Source organism: Ruegeria sp. E1 (assembly GCF_056534225.1).
Genome location: NZ_JBQFPE010000005.1, coordinates 36,012 through 56,299 on the forward strand (window position 1 = coordinate 36,012; position 20,288 = coordinate 56,299).

A 20,288-nucleotide genomic window follows, 5' to 3' on the forward strand; every position below is an offset into this window, starting at 1 on the left:
TGATTGACCGATGCTGTACTACATGGTCCCGATACCATGTTTTTCAAACCTTAGCGTGTATCGGGTTTTGACGGCTCACCCCAGTTGCTGTAATTGCGGTTCAACACTGCCCGGACAAGGCCAGAAGAAGAAAGCACGTAAATGCAGGCGAACCCCACCGAGTTTAATGTCGTCGTCGTCGGGCAGAACAACCGAGTTCAGTTCGAAGCCGTGCTATTCGCTGCCTCTCTGCGTCAGTCTTCTCCGCAGTTTTCAGGACGGTTGATCGTTGCGGTTCCGCAGGCGGGACCGCGATGGAGCAGCGATCCAAGCATCAAGAACCCGGATGTCCTGAACGCGCTTGCGCATCTCGGCGTCGAAATCATTCCCTTCGAAAACCACGTCTTTGGCGAAAGCTATCCGCACGGCAACAAAATCGAGGCATTGATGGCCCTGCCCGAGGGTGAGCCGTTTGTGTTTTTTGACAGCGACACGCTGATCACTGGTGAACTTGCAGAAGTGCCCTTTGACTTTGATCGCCCCTGCGCGTCGTTGAAAGTTGAAGGCACCTGGCCCAAGCCAACACTTTATGGCCCCGGCTATGAAGGCATCTGGCGAGCGCTATATGATCGGTTTGGGCTGGATTTCGAAAGCTCTTTGGATACCAGCCAGCCCGAAAACTACTGGCGCAGATTTCTGTACTTTAATGCAGGCTATTTCTATTACAGATGCCCGCGTGAGTTTGGCGCGCGTTATCTGGATTACGCCCGAACCATTCGCGACGAAGATATCCCCGAATTGACCGGGCAAAAGCTGGATCCTTGGTTGGATCAGGCCGCTCTGCCTTTGGTGATCCATTCATTCGGTGGTGGCCGTGATGCCTTACCAGCCAGGTATCTGGATGGTTCGGTCAGTTGCCACTATCGCCTGTTCCCCTTGCTCTATGCGCGGGAACGCGATCAGGTGATCGAGACGCTGGAAAAGGCCAGCGCACCGAACAAGATCAAGAAGGTTCTCAAGACCTATGATCCGATGAAAAAGCTGATCTATCAGGGCAAGGGTCGCAAAATCCGCGATATGTTTGACCGTGAAAACCTGCCCCAGCGCGAGCAGATCATTCGCAAGGCCATCAAGTCCAAGGGATTGTGGCAACGCTGACGCCAGCGTTGTGCGCGGCCTGCCAATGCCCTAGACATTCAAACAACACTATAATCCAACAGGAGATTTGAAGATGTCCGACGGCCCCCAATATGGCTTTGATACGCTGCAAATTCACGCAGGTGCCCGCCCCGATCCGGCGACCGGAGCGCGGCAGACACCGATCTATCAAACTACCGCGTATGTGTTCCGCGACGCCGATCACGCGGCGGCGTTGTTCAACCTGCAAGAGGTCGGGTTCATCTATTCGCGCCTGACCAACCCCACGGTTGCCGTTCTGCAGGAACGCGTCGCAACGCTGGAAGGCGGCGTAGGCGCGGTCTGCTGTTCCTCGGGTCACGCAGCGCAGATCATGGCGCTGTTCCCGCTTATGGGTCCGGGCTGCAACGTGGTGGCCTCGACCCGTCTGTATGGCGGCACGGTCACGCAGTTCAGCCAGACGATCAAACGCTTTGGCTGGTCAGCAAAGTTTGTTGACACCGATGATCTGGATGCCGTCAAGGACGCCATCGACGAAAACACCCGTGCAGTGTTCTGCGAATCCATTGCCAACCCCGGCGGCTATGTCACGGATATCCGTGCGTTGGCAGATGTGGCCGATGGTGCGGGCATTCCGCTGATCGTAGACAACACCTCGGCCACGCCCTACCTGTGCCGCCCGATCGAACATGGCGCGACGCTGGTAGTGCATTCGACCACCAAATATCTGACCGGCAACGGCACCGTCACCGGCGGTTGCATCGTCGACTCAGGCAAATTCGACTGGTCGGCAAATGACAAGTTCCCCTCGCTCAGTGAACCGGAACCCGCCTATCACGGCTTGAAATTCCACGAGACGTTCGGCCCGCTGGCCTTCACCTTCCACAGCATCGCCATCGGCCTGCGCGATCTGGGCATGACCATGAACCCACAAGCGGCCCATTACACGCTGATGGGAATCGAAACCCTGTCCTTGCGGATGGAACGGCATGTTGAGAACGCGCAAAAGATCGCGGCCTGGCTTGAGGCGGACGACCGCGTCGATTACGTGACCTATGCCGGTCTGCCCTCTTCGCCCTATCATGATCGCGTCAAATCGCACTATCCGCGCGGCGCGGGTGCCCTGTTCACCTTTGCCGTTAAGGGTGGCTATGACGCGTGCATCAAACTGGTCAATGCGCTGGAGATTTTCAGCCATGTTGCCAATCTGGGCGACGCGCGATCGCTGATTATCCATTCGGCATCGACCACGCACCGCCAGCTGACGCCGGAACAGCAAGAAGCCGCAGGTGCAAGCCCGAATGTGGTGCGCGTATCAATCGGGATCGAAGATGCAAACGATCTGATCGCTGATCTGGATCAAGCGTTGTCCAAGGCCGGCGCATAGGTCATGGCCGCGCACGACACAAACGAATTGGGCCAACCCATTGGCAAGCCTGTGCTGGGTGAGTTTCCTCGCCCAACACCGCCTTATACGCCGATGGAAGGCCGGTTTTGTTCGGTCGTGCCGCTGGATGTAAACAGACATGCGCCCGGGCTTTACCGGGCGTTTGCCAAGGACTTGGATGGGCGAAACTGGACCTACTTGCCCTACGGTCCATTTGATGCCGAGGCGGATTTCATCGAATGGACACGGTCCAACTGCATGGATGCCGATCCGATGTTCCACACCGTGCTGGACAACGATGAGGTTCCGGTCGGCATGGCGTCATATCTTCGCGTCGACCCCGCAGCCGGAGCGATTGAAGTCGGCCATATCCACTTTTCACCCCTGCTGCAGCGCAAACCGCAATCGACCGAGACAATGTTTCTGATGATGCGGCGCGCGTTCGATGAGTTGGGCTATCGCCGCTACGAATGGAAATGCGATGCACTGAACGCGCCCTCAAAACAAGCGGCCGAGCGGTTGGGGTTCACCTTCGAAGGTATCTTTCGGCAGGCGACCCACTACAAAGGCCGCAATCGGGATACCGCTTGGTATTCGATCACGGATTCCGAATGGCCCCGCATTCGTGCCGCTTTTGAAAACTGGCTGGCTCCGGGTAATTTCGATGCGACGGGCCAACAGCGACAATCGCTGCAGGCCCGCACCAACGCCTGAACTATTCGGCGATTTCAAATTCCATCGTCACGTTGACCGACACCGAAACCTCACCACCCGCAACGGGTACGCTAGCAGCGTCAGCCATGTTGATCCGGCTAAACTCGGCGACCGGTCTGACACCACCAACCTGTTCATTGATCTCCTGCACGGGACCAAGGGTCACATTGGCGGCCTGCGCCAGTTGTTCGGCCTTTGCAATTGCGTCTGCCACCGCTTTGGCGCGTGCATCCGCTTCCATGGGCTTAGGCTCCTGAACGCTGAAACTCAGCCCGCCAAAGACGTTCGCCCCATCCTCGATCACAGCGTCCATGATGCTCCCGAGGTTTTCCAGATCGCGCACCCGGACCAGAACGCGGTTCGATGCGGTAAAGCCGGTGATCTCGGGCGCTTCTCCACTTTGGCCAGCGCGATTGGCCCAAACGGGCGACAGCGACAGATCACGGGTCTGCACATCTCGCGCCTCAAGCCCCATGTCCTCAAGGCGTTTCAGGATTGCTGTGACAGCGGCCGAGGTTTCATCCATCGCCGCAGAAGCCTGTGCATCCTGGTTCGTGACACCCAAAGTGATGGTGGCCATATCCGGGGTGGCCAGCGCAGTTCCGGTGCCGCTGACAGTGATGCGACGTTCTTCCGCATGGGCGGGCAGTGTCGCCACAGCGACGGTCATCGCGGTCAAAAAAGCAAGTGTCTTCAAGGCGATCTCTCCTGATTGCTTGACCTCAACATGGGAACTTAGGACCATACACGGCAAGGGGGAAAGGTGGCTTTTTCTTTCCCTCGGCAGGTTCCTGCTCTATCCTCTTGCGGCGGACCCCAAAGCGTTTGCATTGAAACTGACAATTATGGTTCATCCGGATTATGAAACCCGCCTTTGCGCTGTCTTTTTCTGAAAACGGGATTTCACTGCATCACCAGTCGGATGGCGATTGGTACAGCATTGGAACCGTCCCGCTGGATACGCCGCACCTGGCCGAGCAGATGCAGGCGCTGCGCGATCAGGGATTCGCACTGGCCAATCATCTGGGATGCGCACTGATCATACCGCCAGATCAGGTTCGATTGCTTTCAGTCGATACCAACGATCTGGATGCCGAAGCGGCAGATCAGAAGATACGGCAAACCCTGACCGAGGCGACGCCGTATGCGTTGTCGGAACTGGCTTACACAACCCGCGCCGATGGAACCGCAACTCAGGTTGCGGCGGTTGCAAGGCAAACGCTTTCCGAGGCGCAGACCTTTGCCGCGTCGCACGGGTTTATCGCCGAGACCTTCTGCGCAAGTGCAACTGGCGAGGATGCGCTGAGCGGGCCGGTCTTTGAATGGCCGGTTGATACGTCGGACATAATTGCACCCGAGAGCGCAATTCAGGACGCATCAATTGGGGATAGCGAAGAATTTGACGCCCCGACCCCGCTGCCGGACCCAGCGGTCGAAGATCAGCCTGATAAAGCAGAGACAACGACCGGCGATGAAACTGAGGATGCGCCCGCGATTGTCACCGCGCCTGAAGCACCGAAGCAAGAAGTAGTAGAAGACGCGCCCGAGGCATCAGAGCCTGAGCAGGCAGAAAACACTACATCGGAAGCACTTGCAGAACCCGAGACCGAAAGCGTGCCAGAAGCGCCGGTAGCCGAGGATCCGGTCACCGAAGAAGCAGCGCCCGAGATCAAAGCGGAAACGCCTCCGGACGCATTGCCTGAAGCGGATGGAACCGAGAACGAGCCCGACATGCCGGTTCACGCGATTGCCGGGGCCGCCGATCCGGCAGCGTTCCGGTCCACGCCGCAAGCCAAGCCGGAATCGACAGCATCGTCCCAGGGCTTAAAGCGATTTGCCATTCCAGCCGTCGCAGCTTCGGTCCTTCTGGGCATGGCTATCGGGGCGTGGTCTGTCATAGGACCGGACGCTACGGTGCCCGAGCAAGACACAGCGCAAGCCCCGCCCGGGGTTTCAGCACCCGAACCTGAAGCCATTGCTGCGACCGAGCAACCGGATCCCGCGCCTCAAGCGGCGACGGATGAGAGCGATGATCTGTCGCCAACCGATACTGCCATCCTCGAAGCTCTGGGCGTCAGCCCAGAAGCGCAGCCCGAACAACCCGGCGATACCTCGGCAACCGATGTTGCCATTCTTGAGGCGCTTAAGGTCGAACCGGAACAGGTTGAACCGATCACGCAGGTACCCAGCGCTGATGCGATATTCAACGATTTCACCGGAACTGCGCCGTCGGCACCGCCCGCACTAACCCCACCTGCACCGGTTGAGGCGGACGATATATACCTGACCTCGATCGACCCGACGGATCTGTCGCTGGATGCTTTGGCCCTGCCCACCGTTCAAAGCCTTGATACGGACCGGCCCTTTGATGACAGCACCCTGCCCGGCGGCAGTCAGGCGCAGTTCGAATTGGACGACCGCGGCCTTGTCACAGCCAGCCCAGACGGTACGCTGAACCCAGATGGCATCATGATATATGCGGGCCGCCCGTCGAAGGTGCCGCCAGAACCGCCGGTACGGTTCGAAGCCGAGCCCGAACCCAATCAGGCTGATCAGCGCCTGGCGGGTCTACGCCCCAGGCCTCGTCCCGACAATCTGGTTGATCAGTTCGAAAGATCGCAACTGGGCGGACGCTCGCGCGAGGAATTGGCCATCGTGCGCCCCAAAGCGCGCCCCGAATCTTTGAAGGTCGAACCACAGGTCGACCATACGCCCACCGCGCTGGCGGTTGTGCTTGTTCCCCGGCCAAAGGCAAGACCGGCCAACCTGCGACCACGAACGGCAAGTGCAGGAACGGCGACGCTCGGCTCAACCGCAAATGTCGCCACTGGCGGGGATGAAGCCGGTTCGTTTCAGCCCAAAACGGTCAAGCCTAAAATCCCGACCACTGCCTCGGTCGCAAGGCAGGCAACGATTGACAACGCAATCAACCTGCGTCGGTTGAACCTGATTGGCGTCTATGGCACACCCGCCAACCGCCGAGCGCTGGTGCGTCTGCCCAGCGGACGATACAAAAAACTGAAAGTGGGCGACAGGCTCGATGGCGGCAAGGTGGTGGCGATCGGGGACAGCGAATTACGCTATCAAAAGCGCGGCCAGAACGTGACCCTGAAGATGCCGCGCGGCTAAAAAACCAGAGCATCGACAGACGACGCTCTGGCCTTTGCAAGTACTACGATGAGGATCAGGCAGCCGAAATCTCGCCGCTTTCGATCTGCTCACGCTCGATGGATTCGAACAGGGCCTTAAAGTTGCCCTCACCAAAGCCGTCATCGCCTTTGCGCTGGATGAACTCGAAGAAAATCGGACCGATCACGGTTTTCGAGAAGATCTGCAGCAAAATCTTGGTCTCACCGCCATCCAGGACACCTTCGCCGTCGATCAGGATGCCATGCTTCATCAGACGATCTTTAGGCTCATCATGGCCCGAGACACGATCATAGGACATGTCGTAATAGGTCTCGTTCGGGCCGGGCATGAATTTCAGACCCTTCTCGGCAATCGCATCGGTCGATGCATAGATGTCGTCGCTGCCCACCGCGATATGCTGGATGCCTTCGCCGTTGTACTTCTTCAGATAAGACACGATCTGACCGGTTTCGCCCCGATCTTCGTTGATCGGAATACGGATGCGGCCACAGGGCGAGGTCAACGCACGGCTATACAGCCCGGTATGCTTGCCCTGAATGTCGAAAAAGCGGATTTCCTTGAAATTGAACAGATCGCCATAGAACTTGAACCACTTGTCCATGTTGCCCTTGAACACATTGTGGGTCAGGTGATCGAGGTAAAAGAACCCGTCGCCGCGCGGTTTGGATTGCTTGAGCCACTCGAACTCTTCGTTGTAGGGCGATGTGTCGTAATATTGGTCGACGAAATACAGCAACGACCCGCCAATGCCCTTGATCGCAGGCACTTTCATGGTTTTGTCTGCCCCTTCATAGGGCTCGGCCCCCATGGCAACCGCATGATCGAACGCCTTTTGCGCATCCACCACCCGCCAGCCCATCGACGGGGCACAAGGGCCATGATCAGCCACAAACTTGGCAGCAAAGCTGTCGGGGTCAGCGTTCAGGATATAGGTTACGTCGCCCTGCTGCCACAACTCGACCTTGGGAGAATTGCGGTGATAGCCGACATAGTCGAACCCCATCCGTGCAAACAGATCACGCAACTCCTGCGGATCGGGGTGGGCGAATTCGACAAATTCAAACCCATCTGTACCGGCGGGGTTATCATCGCTGATGACTGATTTCGGGGCGTTATGCGGGAAAGGGCCCATGGCGCGTCTCCTTGGAAAACAGGAATTTCTTTGCTGATTCAAAAATACGCCTTAACGCACGCTGTTTCTGCGCGTTGTTTTCGTGTAACCTGAATGGCAGCGCGGACAAACCGCATGATTTGAGCAGAAACCGGAGATTCACCGCACATGCTGGATGCAACCGATACGCGGCTGTTGTCAGCTTTGCAAAAAGATGCACACCTGACCGCGCATCAACTGGGCGAGATGCTGAACCTGTCGGCCAGTCAGGCGGGACGCCGACGACAGCGGCTTGAGGCCGAGGGCTACATCACAGGTTACACCGCGAAGCTTGATCCGGTGAAGCTGGGCCTGCAGGTGCAGGGCTTCATTCAGGTTCATCTGGGCACACACGGGCCCGAACAATCCGCCAGCTTTGCCCGTATGGTCAATACCCGCCCCGAGATCAGCAGCGCCTGGACCATGACAGGCGAGGCCGATTACCTTTTACATGTCTATTGCGACGACCTGTCCGCCCTCAACAGCTTGCTTCACGAGGTCATCCTGCCGCATCCTGCGGTTGCGCGGGTGCAAAGCCAGATCGTGATGGATCAACTAAAGCGCGACGCACCATTGCCGACATAACGGCCCAGAAAGGACAGAGATGAACGAGTTCCTTTATCAGGCATCCATCTACCTCGCCGCTGCCGTGATCGCCGTGCCCCTATCGGCGCGCCTGGGGTTGGGATCCGTGCTGGGCTATCTGGCGGCAGGTATTGCGATTGGCCCGATCCTCGGTCTGGTCGGGGCCGAAACCGAGAACCTTCAGCATGTCGCAGAATTCGGCGTTGTCATGATGCTGTTCCTCATCGGGCTCGAGCTGGAACCTCGCGCCCTGTGGGACATGCGCGACAAGCTTCTGGGCCTTGGTGGTTTGCAGGTCGGCCTGTCGACGCTGTCCATCGCGGCCGTTGCGTTTTATGCCGGTCACCCTTGGTCGGTTTCGCTGGCGGTTGGGCTTACATTGTCGCTGTCCTCGACCGCGATCGTGCTGCAGACCCTGTCGGAAAAGGGCCTGATGCAGACGAATGGTGGTCGCGCGACCTTTTCGGTTCTACTGACGCAAGACATCGCGGTGATCCCGATTCTGGCCTTCCTGCCTCTTCTGGCACTCCCAGCCGTGGTTCACCTCAATCAGGATGGTTCAATCGACCGCGGGGTCGAGACAAGCCATGGTCATGACGCGCACCACGCTCTGTCGCTGGTCGATGGCTTGCCTGGTTGGGCCGTTACCCTCGTCACGATCGGAGCGATTGTTTTCGTGGTTCTGGCGGGCATCTACCTGACCCGCCCCCTGTTCCGCTTCATCCACACAACGCGCCTGCGCGAGATGTATACGGCGCTGGCACTGATGATCGTAGTTGGCATTTCCTTCCTGATGACGCTGGTGGGACTATCCCCTGCCCTCGGCGCGTTTCTGGCGGGCGTTGTTCTGGCCAGCTCCGAGTTCCGGCACGAGATGGAAAGCGATCTTGAGCCCTTCAAAGGGCTATTCCTCGGGCTCTTCTTCATCACCGTCGGTGCGGGCATCAATCTGGGATATTTCTTCGACGATCCACTGGATTTGCTGGGGCTTGCGCTGTTGGTCATCCTCGCCAAGGGAATCATCCTGTTCCTTGTCGGGCGCGCTTTCAAATTGCGCGGACGCGATCATTGGTTGTTTACGCTGGGCTTGGCGCAGGCGGGTGAGTTCGGCTTTGTCCTGCTGGCATTTTCGACGCAGCAGAACGTCATTCCGCCGGATCTGTCGCAAAAGCTGCTGATGATCATTGCGCTGACCATGCTGATCACGCCAGCCCTGTTCATCATCTATGACCAGATCTCCCGCTTCACCGGCGAATCCGGCCCCGCTGTTCAGGCCGATGAAATCGATGAAAAAGGCCCCGTCATCATCGCCGGGATCGGCCGCTTTGGTCAGATCGTGAATCGCCTTGTGCAGGCCAGCGGCTTCAAGACGATCGTCCTGGATCATGACATCGAAACCATCCAGCTTATGCGACGGTTCGGCGTCAAAGGGTTCTTGGGTGACCCAACTCGGCCCGAACTTCTGCGCGCCGCCGGGATCGACAAGGCATCCGTTCTGGTTGCGGCCATGGATGATCGGAAACAGGTCACGCGGCTGGTCGGCTATGCCCGCCGTCAGCGGCCCGATCTGCATATCGTCGCCCGCGCCCGCGACCGGACCCATGTTTACGAGCTATATCAGGCAGGCGCGAATGACATCGTTCGCGAAATGTTTGACGGGTCACTGCGCGCGGGCCGCTACGTGCTCGAGAATATCGGCCTCAGCGATTACGAGGCCGCACAGGCCGAGCAGACTTTCTACCACCACGACCGTAGCTCGGTGCGGGAGCTGGCCGAGCTTTGGATTCCCGGAATGCCAACCGCAGACAACAAAAAGTATATCGAGCGGGCGCAGAAGCTTGAAAAAGATCTGGAAACCGCACTGCTGGAACTGGCCGAGGAACACGCCAAGAAATCGGCCTGACCCAGCGCACCCCTGCTTCTTCTGTTTAAAAATACCTCGGGGGAGTCGCCGAAGGCGGCGGGGGCAGAGCCCCCTGCCTTGCCTCAGCCGTCCGAAACTCCCGCCTCGGCAAAGGTCGCCATGCCCGAATGGCAGGCTACTGCGCTTTTTAGAATGTTGATCGCCAAAGCCCCTCCGGACCCTTCGCCCAAACGCAAACCAAGGCTCAGCAACGGCTCTTTGCCAAGCTTCGCCAGCATCTTGCCATGCGCGCCTTCTGCGCTTTGATGCCCCGCTACGGCATGATCCAGAGCCGAGGCTGACACATTCGCCAAACAAGCCGCCGCCGAGGAACAGATAAACCCATCCAGAATGACCGGAATACGCAGGACACGCGCAGCCGCAATCGCACCGGCCATCGCCGCGATCTCGCGCCCGCCAAGGCGGCGCAGGATCTCAAGACCGTCACCGGACTGACCATGCAGGGCAACACCTTCGGCCACCACGCGCGTTTTGTTTGCCAAACCGGCATCATCGACACCCGTGCCGCGCCCGGTCCAGTCCGCGGCCTCGCCCCCGAACAATGCGCAGGCGATGGCGGCAGCCGGAGTGGTATTGCCAATCCCCATCTCGCCCACAACCAACAGGTCGGATTGCTGATCAACGGCGTTCCATCCGGTTTGCAGCGCGGCCAGCAATTCATCTTCGCTCAACGCCGGACCTTGGGTGAAATCGGCTGTGGGCTGATCCAGATCCAGCGCGTGCACATCCATTTTGGCGCCTGCAGCCATTGCCAATTGGTTGATCGCGGCACCGCCATGTTCAAAATTCATGACCATCTGCACCGTCACCTCGGGCGGAAACGCGGAAACGCCTTGCGCGGTAACGCCATGGTTTCCTGCAAACACGATGACCTGCGGCGCGTTGATCTGAGGCCGCGCAGCCCCGCGCCAGCCCGCATACCAGATCGCCAGATCCTCGAGCCGCCCCAGCGCCCCGGGTGGTTTGGTCAACTGGCCGTTTCGATCCTGTGCGGCTTGAATGGCACCGGCATCTGCGCCGGGTGCGCTGGTCAAAGCATCGCGGAAACTGTTCAGGTCATTGAGTTCAGGCAGCATTCAAAGCCTCGTTGCATCAGAGTGGTCCTGTGTGTTTAACCAAAGCTGGTAAAGCAACAAGACCCTGAAAGGCCCGGAAGTGCACAAAAACGACACCTCTGTGATTTCCGCGCTGGATATTCCGCTGGCGCTGGTCCTTCTGACCCGGCTACCGGTGCCGAAACTGCCTCAACGCCTGTTTGACCGGCAGGCGCAGGCAGTATGGGCTTTTCCTATCGTCGGACTGATTGTTGGAGCACTGGCATCCGCCGCAATTTGGATCGCATTGCACCTTGGCCTCTCACCCTTTGTAAGCGCCAGCCTCGGAGTGACCGTTCTGATCGCCACGACCGGAGCCATGCACGAAGACGGTCTGGCCGACACGTTCGACGGGCTATGGGGCGGTTTTACAGCCGAGCGACGGTTGGAAATCATGAAAGACAGCCACATCGGCACCTACGGCGTACTGGCGCTGGTCATATGCCAATTGTTGCGGGTTTCCGCAATCGCGACACTGATTGGCGCTGGCTGGGTCGGCGGCGTCGTGGCTGCGTGCCTGTTTTCCCGCGCCTTGATGCCCGCACTGATGCGCCTGTTGCCAAATGCCCGGAAATCAGGGCTCAGCCACTCTGTTGGTGCCCCCAAATCCAACGCCGTCTGGATCGGACTCTTGCTGGCGCTTGCGCTAAGCCTAAGCCTTTTGGGCACGAACGCCTTGCTTCCGATGACCTGCGCGATCACGATGGCCGTAGCAGTCGCCCTGATCGCCAAGGCGCGCATCGGCGGTCAGACCGGCGACATACTGGGAGCAACCCAACAGCTGGCCGAGGTCGCCTTTCTACTGGCGCTGTCGACAGTGATTTAGGGCAATACCGCCAATTTCTATCCGCACTACCAACAATCCGACACCACGAACATCCAGACATAAGAAAAGCCGCCCCAAAATGGGGCGGCTGATTAAATTTCAGGTCTGCGATCAGGCGGCGCGCGAGGTCAGGACATCGCCAACCTGCTTGGCCGCAGAAATCTCATCCGCGCCGGACACGGCGGCCACTTCGCGGGTCAGACGCTCAAGCGCGGCTTCATACAGCTGGCGCTCGGAATAGCTCTGTTCGCGCTGATCGTCGGTGCGGTGCAGGTCGCGAACCACTTCGGCAATCGAGATCAGATCGCCCGAGTTGATCTTCTGTTCATATTCCTGCGCCCGGCGCGACCACATGGCACGTTTGACCTTGGCCTTACCCTTCAGCGTTTTCATCGCCTGAGAGATCACATCAGGCGAGCTGAGCGAACGCAAACCGGATTCTGTCACCTTGTTGGTCGGTACGCGCAGGGTCATCTTGTCTTTCTCAAACGAGATAACAAACAGTTCCAGCGAGAAGCCTGCAACGTCCTGCTCTTCGATCGATATGATCTGGCCTACACCATGGGCTGGGTAGACAACATAATCGTTCGGGCGGAACTCAAGCTTTTTCGACTTTGACATACAGGTCTTCCTTGGTTGTGAACGGGAGGCGGACAACAAAAAACCACACGCGGCGCCCGATCTGGCCCCGACAAGCGGCTTGTGTGTCATAAAATCAGAACTCCAAAGCAAACATACTTACGGAGTACATCCCATCTCAGTCATCATTCAGGTTGGGATTATATCACAAAAATGCGACATCCAAAAGCTCTATCGGATCAAAGGCCCTTAAAGCCCTTATGTTTCAAAGCGATAGGGTCTGTATCAGCCAGATATACGCCTCACTGCGGCGGCGAATCGCTTAACCGCCTTCGCCCGGCGCTTCCGAGAAATACTTCTCCATCTTGCCCTCTTCACCGTCGCGCTCTTCAGCCTCGGGAAGGGGATCTTTCTTGGTTACGATCACCGGCCACATTTCCGAGAACTTCCGGTTGAATTCGACCCACTGCTCCATCCCCGGCTCGGTATCGGGGCGTATCGCATCGGCGGGGCATTCGGGTTCACAGACGCCGCAATCGATGCATTCGTCGGGATGAATGACCAGGGTGTTCTCGCCTTCGTAGAAACAGTCCACCGGGCATACCTCGACACAGTCGGTGTATTTGCAGCCAATGCAGTTTTCGGTGACAACGTAGGTCATGTCGGATTTCCCGTTTGCGCTTTGGCGACTAGCTAATTCAGTCTGCCCGCCTCTTCAAGAGAAGATCATCCCTTTGGGGTGCGAGAAAGATCAAGCGCACGCCGTTCTTTCTTGGTTGGACGACCTTTTCCCTCGAATCCCGGATTTTTGGGCAGTGCGTCCCGCTTTTCGGTCATATCAAAGTACAGCGCCTGCGCCTCGGGGGCCGGGCCCCGCCGTTCGCCCAGTGCTTCGATACGAACTACCCGGACAATCCGGCCTTGCGGAAAGGTCAGAACGTCACCGGGGGCCACGGCCTGCGCCGGTTTCAGCACCCGGTTCCCGTTCAGTCTGACATGGCCGCCGCTGACCTGTTTGGCAGCCAGGCTGCGGGTCTTGAAGAACCGCGCCTGCCACAACCATTTGTCGATCCGCAGCTTGGCCTCGGCCATCAACTTTTAGTTGCCGTCCTTCAGACCCATCAGCGCGGCGGCAAACGGGTTGTCAGGATCGATAGCCTTTTCCTTTTTCGGAGGCCGCGATGAGAACGACTTGGCACCCTGAGGCTTGCCGCCCTTCTTACCCTGAGGTTTCCCACGCGGTTTACCTTTGCCCTGCCCCTGCTCGCGGCGCGGGCCGCGGTTCGGCTGGCGCTGTCGGCCCCATGTGAAGGTATAGAAGACCTCAACCTCGGGTTCGTCCGATGCAGGTTCCGCCAGCTGTTCTGCCGCCGGAGCCTCGGCTGCCGCCTCGGTGCTGTCGGTGGCCTCGGCTGGCGCCTCGGCGGGTGTGGTCACATCGTCCGTCGCCACTGCGTCTGTCGGGGTTTCTTCGGCGACCGGTTGCTCGGGCGCATCAGCCGCAGGCTGTTCCGCCGGTGCGGGTTTGACCTTTTCACGCTCGCCACGCTCGGCCTTGTAGCCCAGCCCCTGCATCAGGTCGGCGAATTGTTCCAGCGTCATGCCGGTGATCGAGAGCATGTCGGGTTTGGCCTCGAACCCACCCCGGCTGTCCTCGGCGCGCAGCATGTCTGCCAAACGCTCCAGCATGTCGATGCGGATAGACCGCTCGCCCGCGTCGCGGTAACCGCACATGGTGTCATAGCCCTGCGGCGCATCCTTGGCGACGGGCACGGTGACCAGACCCGGAGGCGGCGCTTCGGGGAATTCCTGCAACCCGCTGGACAGCGCCCACAGAACCAGACGCAGACGCGTCGGCGCGGGTTTCAGCAGCAGCGGCATGAAGATGGTGAACTGGCCAAAGCGGATGCCGTGCTTGCGCAGCGCGCCGCGGGCGTCCTGATCCAGATCCTTGACCTCTTGCGCGACCTGCGCGCGGGGCAGCACGCCCAGCGCCTCGACCATACGGAAGGCAAAACCTTTGGCGAGACCCGACAGTTCCTCATCGCGTGATAAGTTCAGAAGCGGTTCGAACAGCGCAGCCACCTTGCGGTCGATGAAATGTTGCAGGCGGCGCTGTACTTTCTGTTCGACGTCCGGGCCTGCGGCTTCATCTACAAAGACCTCGACAACCGGTTTCAGCGGCTCGGCACCAGCAACCAGCTTGCCGACGGCATATTCGCCCCACATCAGGCCGCCCTGATCGGTGAAATCAATTTCGGTATCGGGCGCGTTGTAGAAACGGTCGGCACGCAGATGGAATTGCGGCGCGAGTGCTTGCAATGACGCAGATTTCAAGGCCTTCGCCTCGGTCCCTTGCGCAGCTTTGTCCGGAATGAACCGGAACCCTTCCAAACGACCGACGAATTCGCCTTCGACGGTCACTTCACCCTTGTCATTTACTTCGGCCAAAAGGGCCTCCTTCTGTTTGAGCCGGCGCAGCAACACGGATGTGCGCCGGTCCACAAATCGTTGGGTCAAACGGTCATGCAGAGCGTCCGACAGCCTGTCTTCTACAATGCGCGTTTCCTCGCGCCAATGGGATTCGTCACGCACCCAGCCGTTTCGTTGCGCAACATATGTCCAGGTGCGAATATATGCCAGCCGTTTGGACAGCGCATCAATATCTCCATCTGTCCGGTCGATCCGGCGGATTTGCCGCGCCATGAAGTCATCAGGGATCGACCCGCGTTCATGCAGGTGGCCATAGATCACCTCAAGCAGGCTGGCATGTTCAGCATGGCTGATGCCGCGAAAATCAGGGATCCGGCACACATCCCAAAGCAATCGAACCGATTGCGGTTCGCTGGCACGGGCCAGTACCTCGGTCACGTGCGACAGGGATTTCAGCACGTTCAAGTCATCAGCGGGCCGCGCTTTGATCAGATGTTCGTCATTCGGACTAACCTCCAACGAGTCTATCAGCGCCTCAATGGAACCAAACCGCAAAGCGGCATTCCGCCAGTTCAGCTTTTTCATCGGCGTAAAGCGGCTGTCCATGATCGCCTGAGCTATGCCTTCATCCAAGGGCGGAGCCTCGCCAGTCACGCCAAACGTGCCGTCTGACATGCCACGCCCTGCCCGGCCGGCGATCTGAGCCAGCTCATTCGGGGCCAAAGGGCGCATCCGCCGCCCGTCGAACTTGGTCAGGGAGGAGAACGCCACATGATTCACATCCAGGTTGAGCCCCATTCCGATGGCATCTGTGGCGACCAGATAATCAACCTCGCCGTTCTGATAGAGGTCCACCTGAGCGTTCCGCGTGCGTGGGCTGAGTGCGCCCATCACCACCGCCGCCCCGCCCTTTTGACGGCGCAGTAGCTCAGCAATCGCGTAGACATTGTCGACCGAGAACCCGACGATGGCGCTGCGCGCAGGCATTCGGCTGATTTTCTTTGAACCGGAATAGACCAGTTGCGACATCCGCTCGCGCCGAACGAACTGCGCCTCGGGCACCAGCGCTGCGATTGCGCCGCGCATTGTGTCAGAGCCCAGAAACAGAGTCTCATGCGTTCCCCGGGCGCGCAGAAGACGATCAGTGAACACATGACCGCGTTCGGGGTCGGCGCATAGCTGGATTTCATCAATGGCGACGAAATCCGCGCCCATACCCTCGGGCATCGCCTCGACCGTGCAGACCCAGTATTGCGTACGGGGCGGCACGATGCGTTCCTCGCCCGTGACCAGCGCCACGACCGAGGGTCCGCGAATGGCAACGATCTTGTCATAGACCTCGCGCGCCAGCAGACGCAGCGGCAGGCCGATCACGCCGGACCGATACCCTAGCATACGTTCAATTGCGTAATGGGTTTTGCCTGTGTTCGTCGGGCCAAGTACGGCCACTACCCGGGATGACCCGCTCACCTTTGCCCCCTGCGCCCTGAGACTTACAGCGCTTTGCCTTCAATCTGAGGCTTCAGCCGATTCATGGCATTGGTTACTTCTTCGTGATGGGGATGTATAGACAGTGCACGCGTGTAGGCATCGTAGGCTTGTTGCGGACGATCCAGAATTTCGAAGATCAGGCCAAGGCCATAGATCGCGTCGTAGTTGTTGGGGTTCAGCGTCAGCGCATGTTCCAGATCGGCGGCGGCCATACCAAAGCGTTCAAGACCAAAAAACGCTGATGCCCGTACATGCCAGCCCTCGGCAAATTCCGGCGCGTGATCCGTCAGGGCGGTCAGATGATCCAGCGCGGCCCCGACATCGCCGTCATCCAACGCTTCGCGCCCGCGTTCCAGCAGCAAGTCAGCCGAGGCTGAGCCTGATTGCGACCACAAAGCCTGCAACTGCCGATCGATGCCGATTGCCTGCTCGGGCGTCGCGTCGATCAACTGTTCCAGCAACGCGGATTCGTCACGCAAATCGGCCTGCTGTGCCGATGAAGTGGTGGAAAACATGACTATCGCGACAAGTGCCGCAACGGTACCTTTGAGATTGTTTGTTGCAATACCCATAACAATGGTCAGTGTAGCGTTGCGACCGGGGATGTCCATTCACGGCGCACAAACAAAATGAGGAAGACCATGAGCGACACTTTGGAAAAGGCCGCGGCCGCGCTGAACGAAAAACTCGCGGGCGGTGCCTTTGACGCCTCGGCCAAGTTTGCCATCGCCGATCTGGGCGCCATCGTTCTGGATGCGGACGGCGCGCGCGTCAGCGATGAAGACGCGGATGTAACCCTGAGCGCGGACGCCGATACTTTTGAACAAATCCTCAGCGGCGAGATGAACCCGACAGGTGCCTTCATGTCCGGCAAGCTGAGCGTTGACGGAGACATGGGTGTCGCCATGCAACTCGCCTCGGTGCTGGCCTGATGACAATATCGCCGGCCCCCTTGTTCGAAGACGTGGCCGGCGCACCCGCCGGTGGTCAGGCCCACTGGCTGACAACCGCAGACGGTACGCGCATCCGTGTCGGGCACTGGCTGCCCGATACCGCGCCAAACGGCACCGTGATGTTGTTTCCGGGCCGCACCGAATACATCGAAAAATATGGAAGCACTGCCGCAGAATTTGTTGACCGGGGCTTTGCCTGCCTGTCTGTCGATTGGCGTGGTCAGGGGCTGGCCGACCGCCCGCTGAACGACCCGCGTATCGGTCACGTCGATCATTTCCCGGAATATCAGAAAGATGTGCGGGCTGCATTGGATCTGGCTGCCGAGCTTGGCCTGCCGGAACCCTGGTATGTTGTCGGGCACTCGATGGGTGGCGCGATCGGGCTGCGCGCCGTGCTCGAAGGTCACGATTTCACCGCCTGTGCCTTTACCGGTCCGATGTGGGGTATCTTTTTCACGCCCATCATGAAACCTCTCAGCCGGTTGACGGCCTATTGGGGACCGCGCGTCGGCCTGGGGGAGAAAACACCGCCCACCACGTCATTGGAAAGCTACGTCGCCTCGCAACCATTTAAGGGCAACGTGCTGACCCGCGATCCGGCGATGTACCGGATGATGCAGGATCAACTGGCTGCACATCCCGAATTGGCCCTTGGTGCACCGTCGACAATCTGGCTGCGCGAAGCACTGGATGAATGTGCGTGGCTGATGGAACAAACTGCGCCCACGATCCCGTGTCTGACCTTCCTTGGAAGTCATGAACAGATCGTGGACCGCAAAGCGATCCGGGCGCGAATGGCGAACTGGCCCAGTGGTACTCTGGTCGAAATCCCCGATGGCGAACACGAAGTATTGATGGAAGCGCCCGAAGTGCGCGGTCCTGTTCTGGACCAGCTTGCAGCGCATTTTATGGCCGCCTGCCCGGACAAACGGCCCGAACCGGCCCTGTCTCATTAAGCCCGGCCCCGCAAGGCCGCTTGTGATCCAGACGGCCTGCGCCTAGATAGTGGCAAACCCAAATAATCCGAGGTGTTCCATGCGCGACCTTCCCTTTCCCGTCCGTGACGCAAACGCAGTCGGGGGCACCGACAATCTTGGTAACCTGCCTGAATGGGACCTGAGCGATCTGTATGCGTCCGAGGATGCGCCCGAACTGTCGCGCGATCTGGACTGGCTTGAGGGCGAATGCGCATCCTTTGCGGCGGACTACGAAGGCAAGCTGGCCCAGTTGGACGCGGACGGTCTGCTGAACTGCGTGCTGCGCAATGAAAAGATCAACGCCATCGCCGGGCGCATCATGTCCTTTGCCGGACTGCGCTATTATCAACTGACCACTGATGCTGAACGCGCCAAGTTCCTGTCGGACATGCAGGAAAAGATTACGATCTTCACCACTCCACTGGTGTTTTTCACGCTTGAGATTAACCGCCTCGACGATGACGTGTTGTCCAGGCATTTCGAAATAAATGCCGATCTGGCCCGGTACGAGCCCGTTTTTCGCCGCATCCGCGCGATGAAGCCCTATCAACTGTCTGACGAGCTGGAAAAATTCCTGCACGATCTGGGCGTTGTCGGCGATGCATGGGAACGTCTGTTCGACGAAACCATCGCAGGGCTTACCTTTACCGTTGACGGCGAAGACCTGAACATCGAAGGCACCCTGAACCTGCTGACCGAGCAGGACCGTACCAAACGTGAGGCTGCCGCGCGTGAGCTGGCGGAGGTCTTTCAAAGCAATATCAAAACCTTCGCGCGCGTTCATAACACGCAAGCCAAAGAAAAAGAGATCGTTGATCGCTGGCGCAACATGCCGACTGCACAGACCGGTCGCCATCTGTCGAACGATGTTGAACCCGAAGTGGTCGAAGCCCTGCGCGAAGCAGTCGTGGCCGCCTACCCGAAGCTGAGCCATCGATACTATGAGCTAAAGCGCAAGTGGCTGGGTCTGGACGTGATGCAGGTCTGGGACCGCAACGCGCCCCTGCCGATGGAAGACACCCGCATCGTCGGCTGGGACGAGGCCGAAAAGACGGTGATGAGCGCCTATGACGCCTTCGACCCGCGCATGGGTGAAATCGCAGCACCGTTCTTTTCCAAAGGCTGGATTGATGCGGCTGTGAAACCCGGCAAGGCTCCGGGCGCGTTCGCCCATCCGACCGTCACTGACGTGCACCCCTATGTGATGCTCAACTATCTGGGCAAACCGCGCGATGTAATGACTTTGGCGCATGAACTGGGACATGGCGTGCATCAGGTGCTAGCCGCCGATCAGGGTGAGATGCTGTCATCAACCCCACTGACCCTGGCCGAAACCGCCAGCGTATTCGGCGAGATGCTGACCTTCCGCAAGATGCTGGATCAGGCCGAGACACCAGAGCAGCGCAAAGTGCTGTTGGCAGGCAAGGTCGAGGACATGATCAATACGGTCGTCCGCCAGATCGCCTTCTACGACTTCGAATGCAAGCTACACGCCGCGCGCTGCGAGGGTGAGCTGACCCCGGACGACATCAACGCCTTGTGGATGAGCGTTCAAGCCGAAAGCCTTGGACCCGCGTTCGAGTTCATGGAGGGCTACGAGACCTTCTGGGCCTATATCCCGCACTTCGTCCACTCACCCTTCTATGTCTACGCCTATGCCTTTGGCGACGGATTGGTGAACGCACTGTATTCTGTCTACGAAAGCGGCTCGGAAGGGTTTGAAGACAAATACTTCGAAATGCTCCGCGCCGGTGGATCGAAACACCACAAGGAACTGCTGGCCCCCTTCGGCCTCGACGCCAGCGATCCCAAATTCTGGGACAAAGGGTTGTCGATGATCTCGGGCTTTATTGACGAATTGGAAGCCATGGAAGGCTGAACCTGACGGGCTGCCCGGTGTGGGCGGCCC

18 protein-coding genes are annotated in these 20,288 nt (G+C 58.9%); 10 read left to right on the forward strand and 8 right to left on the reverse strand.

The window, feature by feature from the left end; translation table 11 throughout:
* Window positions 1-141: 141 nt before the first annotated feature.
* The 3 genes from ACR0FG_RS07390 (at window position 142) to ACR0FG_RS07400 (ending at window position 3,217) form a co-directional block, all read left to right on the forward strand.
* Entirely contained in the window at window positions 142-1,137 is a 996-nt protein-coding gene (locus tag ACR0FG_RS07390) for a hypothetical protein (protein WP_480891580.1), read from the forward strand.
* A 73-nt stretch (window positions 1,138-1,210) separates the two neighbouring features.
* A complete protein-coding gene (locus ACR0FG_RS07395) occupies window positions 1,211-2,503 on the forward strand; it encodes an O-acetylhomoserine aminocarboxypropyltransferase/cysteine synthase family protein (RefSeq protein ID WP_480891582.1) in 1,293 nt (430 codons plus the stop codon).
* A gap of 3 nt (window positions 2,504-2,506) precedes the next feature.
* On the forward strand, window positions 2,507-3,217 hold the full coding sequence (locus tag ACR0FG_RS07400; RefSeq protein ID WP_480891584.1) for a GNAT family N-acetyltransferase: 711 nt from the start codon (window positions 2,507-2,509) through the stop codon (window positions 3,215-3,217).
* 1 nt (window position 3,218) lies between these two features.
* Here the strand turns inward: ACR0FG_RS07400 and ACR0FG_RS07405 are convergent, their stop codons facing one another.
* The gene (locus ACR0FG_RS07405) at window positions 3,219-3,914 is read right to left on the reverse strand and encodes an SIMPL domain-containing protein (RefSeq protein WP_480891586.1); all 696 of its coding nucleotides are present in this window, start codon (window positions 3,912-3,914) and stop codon (window positions 3,219-3,221) included.
* Window positions 3,915-4,078: 164 nt separating this feature from the next.
* On the opposite strand from ACR0FG_RS07405, the gene ACR0FG_RS07410 reads away from it, so the two are divergent.
* On the forward strand, window positions 4,079-6,346 hold the full coding sequence (locus tag ACR0FG_RS07410; RefSeq protein WP_480891588.1) for a hypothetical protein: 2,268 nt from the start codon (window positions 4,079-4,081) through the stop codon (window positions 6,344-6,346).
* A 55-nt stretch (window positions 6,347-6,401) separates the two neighbouring features.
* On the opposite strand, the gene hppD is transcribed toward ACR0FG_RS07410, so the two are convergent.
* Window positions 6,402-7,499, reverse strand: a complete 1,098-nt coding sequence (gene hppD, locus ACR0FG_RS07415) for a 4-hydroxyphenylpyruvate dioxygenase (RefSeq protein WP_480891590.1) — start codon at window positions 7,497-7,499, stop codon at window positions 6,402-6,404.
* Window positions 7,500-7,646: 147 nt separating this feature from the next.
* Between hppD and ACR0FG_RS07420 the strand changes: the two genes are divergently transcribed.
* Both ACR0FG_RS07420 and ACR0FG_RS07425 read left to right on the forward strand, forming a co-directional pair.
* Window positions 7,647-8,102 carry an Lrp/AsnC family transcriptional regulator gene (locus ACR0FG_RS07420; RefSeq protein ID WP_170716895.1) on the forward strand — a complete coding sequence of 152 codons (456 nt, stop codon included), beginning with the start codon at window positions 7,647-7,649 and terminating at the stop codon, window positions 8,100-8,102.
* Between the two features lie 19 nt (window positions 8,103-8,121).
* Complete coding sequence (locus ACR0FG_RS07425; protein WP_480891592.1) at window positions 8,122-10,005, forward strand: cation:proton antiporter domain-containing protein; 1,884 nt, start codon at window positions 8,122-8,124, stop codon at window positions 10,003-10,005.
* An 83-nt stretch (window positions 10,006-10,088) separates the two neighbouring features.
* On the opposite strand, the gene cobT is transcribed toward ACR0FG_RS07425, so the two are convergent.
* Window positions 10,089-11,102, reverse strand: a complete 1,014-nt coding sequence (gene cobT / locus ACR0FG_RS07430) for a nicotinate-nucleotide--dimethylbenzimidazole phosphoribosyltransferase (protein ID WP_480891594.1) — start codon at window positions 11,100-11,102, stop codon at window positions 10,089-10,091.
* A 79-nt stretch (window positions 11,103-11,181) separates the two neighbouring features.
* Here cobT and cobS point away from each other — a divergent pair, with 79 nt between their 5' ends.
* Window positions 11,182-11,946, forward strand: coding sequence for an adenosylcobinamide-GDP ribazoletransferase (cobS, locus tag ACR0FG_RS07435; protein ID WP_480891597.1), 765 nt, complete (start codon window positions 11,182-11,184; stop codon window positions 11,944-11,946).
* A 111-nt stretch (window positions 11,947-12,057) separates the two neighbouring features.
* On the opposite strand, the gene ACR0FG_RS07440 is transcribed toward cobS, so the two are convergent.
* From ACR0FG_RS07440 to ACR0FG_RS07460, 5 genes are all read right to left on the reverse strand, one after another.
* Window positions 12,058-12,567 (reverse strand): CarD family transcriptional regulator, encoded by a 510-nt coding sequence (locus tag ACR0FG_RS07440; RefSeq protein ID WP_170716906.1) that lies wholly within the window; start codon window positions 12,565-12,567, stop codon window positions 12,058-12,060.
* 280 nt (window positions 12,568-12,847) lie between these two features.
* Window positions 12,848-13,186 (reverse strand): ferredoxin FdxA, encoded by a 339-nt coding sequence (gene fdxA / locus ACR0FG_RS07445; protein ID WP_170682977.1) that lies wholly within the window; start codon window positions 13,184-13,186, stop codon window positions 12,848-12,850.
* A 65-nt stretch (window positions 13,187-13,251) separates the two neighbouring features.
* Complete coding sequence (locus tag ACR0FG_RS07450; RefSeq protein WP_170716907.1) at window positions 13,252-13,617, reverse strand: RNA-binding S4 domain-containing protein; 366 nt, start codon at window positions 13,615-13,617, stop codon at window positions 13,252-13,254.
* 6 nt (window positions 13,618-13,623) lie between these two features.
* Window positions 13,624-16,428 (reverse strand): helicase-related protein, encoded by a 2,805-nt coding sequence (locus ACR0FG_RS07455; protein ID WP_480891601.1) that lies wholly within the window; start codon window positions 16,426-16,428, stop codon window positions 13,624-13,626.
* Between the two features lie 23 nt (window positions 16,429-16,451).
* Window positions 16,452-17,060, reverse strand: a complete 609-nt coding sequence (locus tag ACR0FG_RS07460; RefSeq protein WP_480891603.1) for a tetratricopeptide repeat protein — start codon at window positions 17,058-17,060, stop codon at window positions 16,452-16,454.
* Between the two features lie 30 nt (window positions 17,061-17,090).
* Between ACR0FG_RS07460 and ACR0FG_RS07465 the strand changes: the two genes are divergently transcribed.
* From ACR0FG_RS07465 to ACR0FG_RS07475, 3 genes are all read left to right on the forward strand, one after another.
* Window positions 17,091-17,381: an SCP2 sterol-binding domain-containing protein gene (locus ACR0FG_RS07465; protein ID WP_170716913.1), complete on the forward strand. Its 291-nt coding sequence runs from the start codon at window positions 17,091-17,093 to the stop codon at window positions 17,379-17,381.
* Window positions 17,381-18,358 carry an alpha/beta hydrolase gene (locus ACR0FG_RS07470; RefSeq protein ID WP_480891606.1) on the forward strand — a complete coding sequence of 326 codons (978 nt, stop codon included), beginning with the start codon at window positions 17,381-17,383 and terminating at the stop codon, window positions 18,356-18,358. The genes ACR0FG_RS07465 and ACR0FG_RS07470 overlap by 1 nt, the downstream gene beginning before the upstream one ends.
* A 79-nt stretch (window positions 18,359-18,437) precedes the next feature.
* A complete protein-coding gene (locus tag ACR0FG_RS07475) occupies window positions 18,438-20,258 on the forward strand; it encodes a M3 family oligoendopeptidase (protein WP_480891608.1) in 1,821 nt (606 codons plus the stop codon).
* Window positions 20,259-20,288: the final 30 nt, after the last annotated feature.

Excerpts from the sequence above, each read along its gene's own strand:
- ACR0FG_RS07410 (WP_480891588.1), top strand. The coding sequence starts at position 4,079 with ATGAAACCCGCCTTTGCGCTGTCTTTTTCTGAAAACGGGATTTCACTG.
- ACR0FG_RS07465 (WP_170716913.1), top strand. The coding sequence starts at position 17,091 with ATGAGCGACACTTTGGAAAAGGCCGCGGCCGCGCTGAACGAAAAACTC.
- hppD (WP_480891590.1), bottom strand. The coding sequence starts at position 7,499 with ATGGGCCCTTTCCCGCATAACGCCCCGAAATCAGTCATCAGCGATGAT.
- ACR0FG_RS07470 (WP_480891606.1), top strand. The coding sequence starts at position 17,381 with ATGACAATATCGCCGGCCCCCTTGTTCGAAGACGTGGCCGGCGCACCC.
- ACR0FG_RS07395 (WP_480891582.1), top strand. The coding sequence starts at position 1,211 with ATGTCCGACGGCCCCCAATATGGCTTTGATACGCTGCAAATTCACGCA.
- ACR0FG_RS07475 (WP_480891608.1), top strand. The coding sequence starts at position 18,438 with ATGCGCGACCTTCCCTTTCCCGTCCGTGACGCAAACGCAGTCGGGGGC.
- fdxA (WP_170682977.1), bottom strand. The coding sequence starts at position 13,186 with ATGACCTACGTTGTCACCGAAAACTGCATTGGCTGCAAATACACCGAC.
- ACR0FG_RS07390 (WP_480891580.1), top strand. The coding sequence starts at position 142 with ATGCAGGCGAACCCCACCGAGTTTAATGTCGTCGTCGTCGGGCAGAAC.
- ACR0FG_RS07425 (WP_480891592.1), top strand. The coding sequence starts at position 8,122 with ATGAACGAGTTCCTTTATCAGGCATCCATCTACCTCGCCGCTGCCGTG.
- ACR0FG_RS07400 (WP_480891584.1), top strand. The coding sequence starts at position 2,507 with ATGGCCGCGCACGACACAAACGAATTGGGCCAACCCATTGGCAAGCCT.
- ACR0FG_RS07440 (WP_170716906.1), bottom strand. The coding sequence starts at position 12,567 with ATGTCAAAGTCGAAAAAGCTTGAGTTCCGCCCGAACGATTATGTTGTC.
- ACR0FG_RS07420 (WP_170716895.1), top strand. The coding sequence starts at position 7,647 with ATGCTGGATGCAACCGATACGCGGCTGTTGTCAGCTTTGCAAAAAGAT.
- ACR0FG_RS07460 (WP_480891603.1), bottom strand. The coding sequence starts at position 17,060 with ATGGACATCCCCGGTCGCAACGCTACACTGACCATTGTTATGGGTATT.
- cobT (WP_480891594.1), bottom strand. The coding sequence starts at position 11,102 with ATGCTGCCTGAACTCAATGACCTGAACAGTTTCCGCGATGCTTTGACC.
- ACR0FG_RS07450 (WP_170716907.1), bottom strand. The coding sequence starts at position 13,617 with ATGGCCGAGGCCAAGCTGCGGATCGACAAATGGTTGTGGCAGGCGCGG.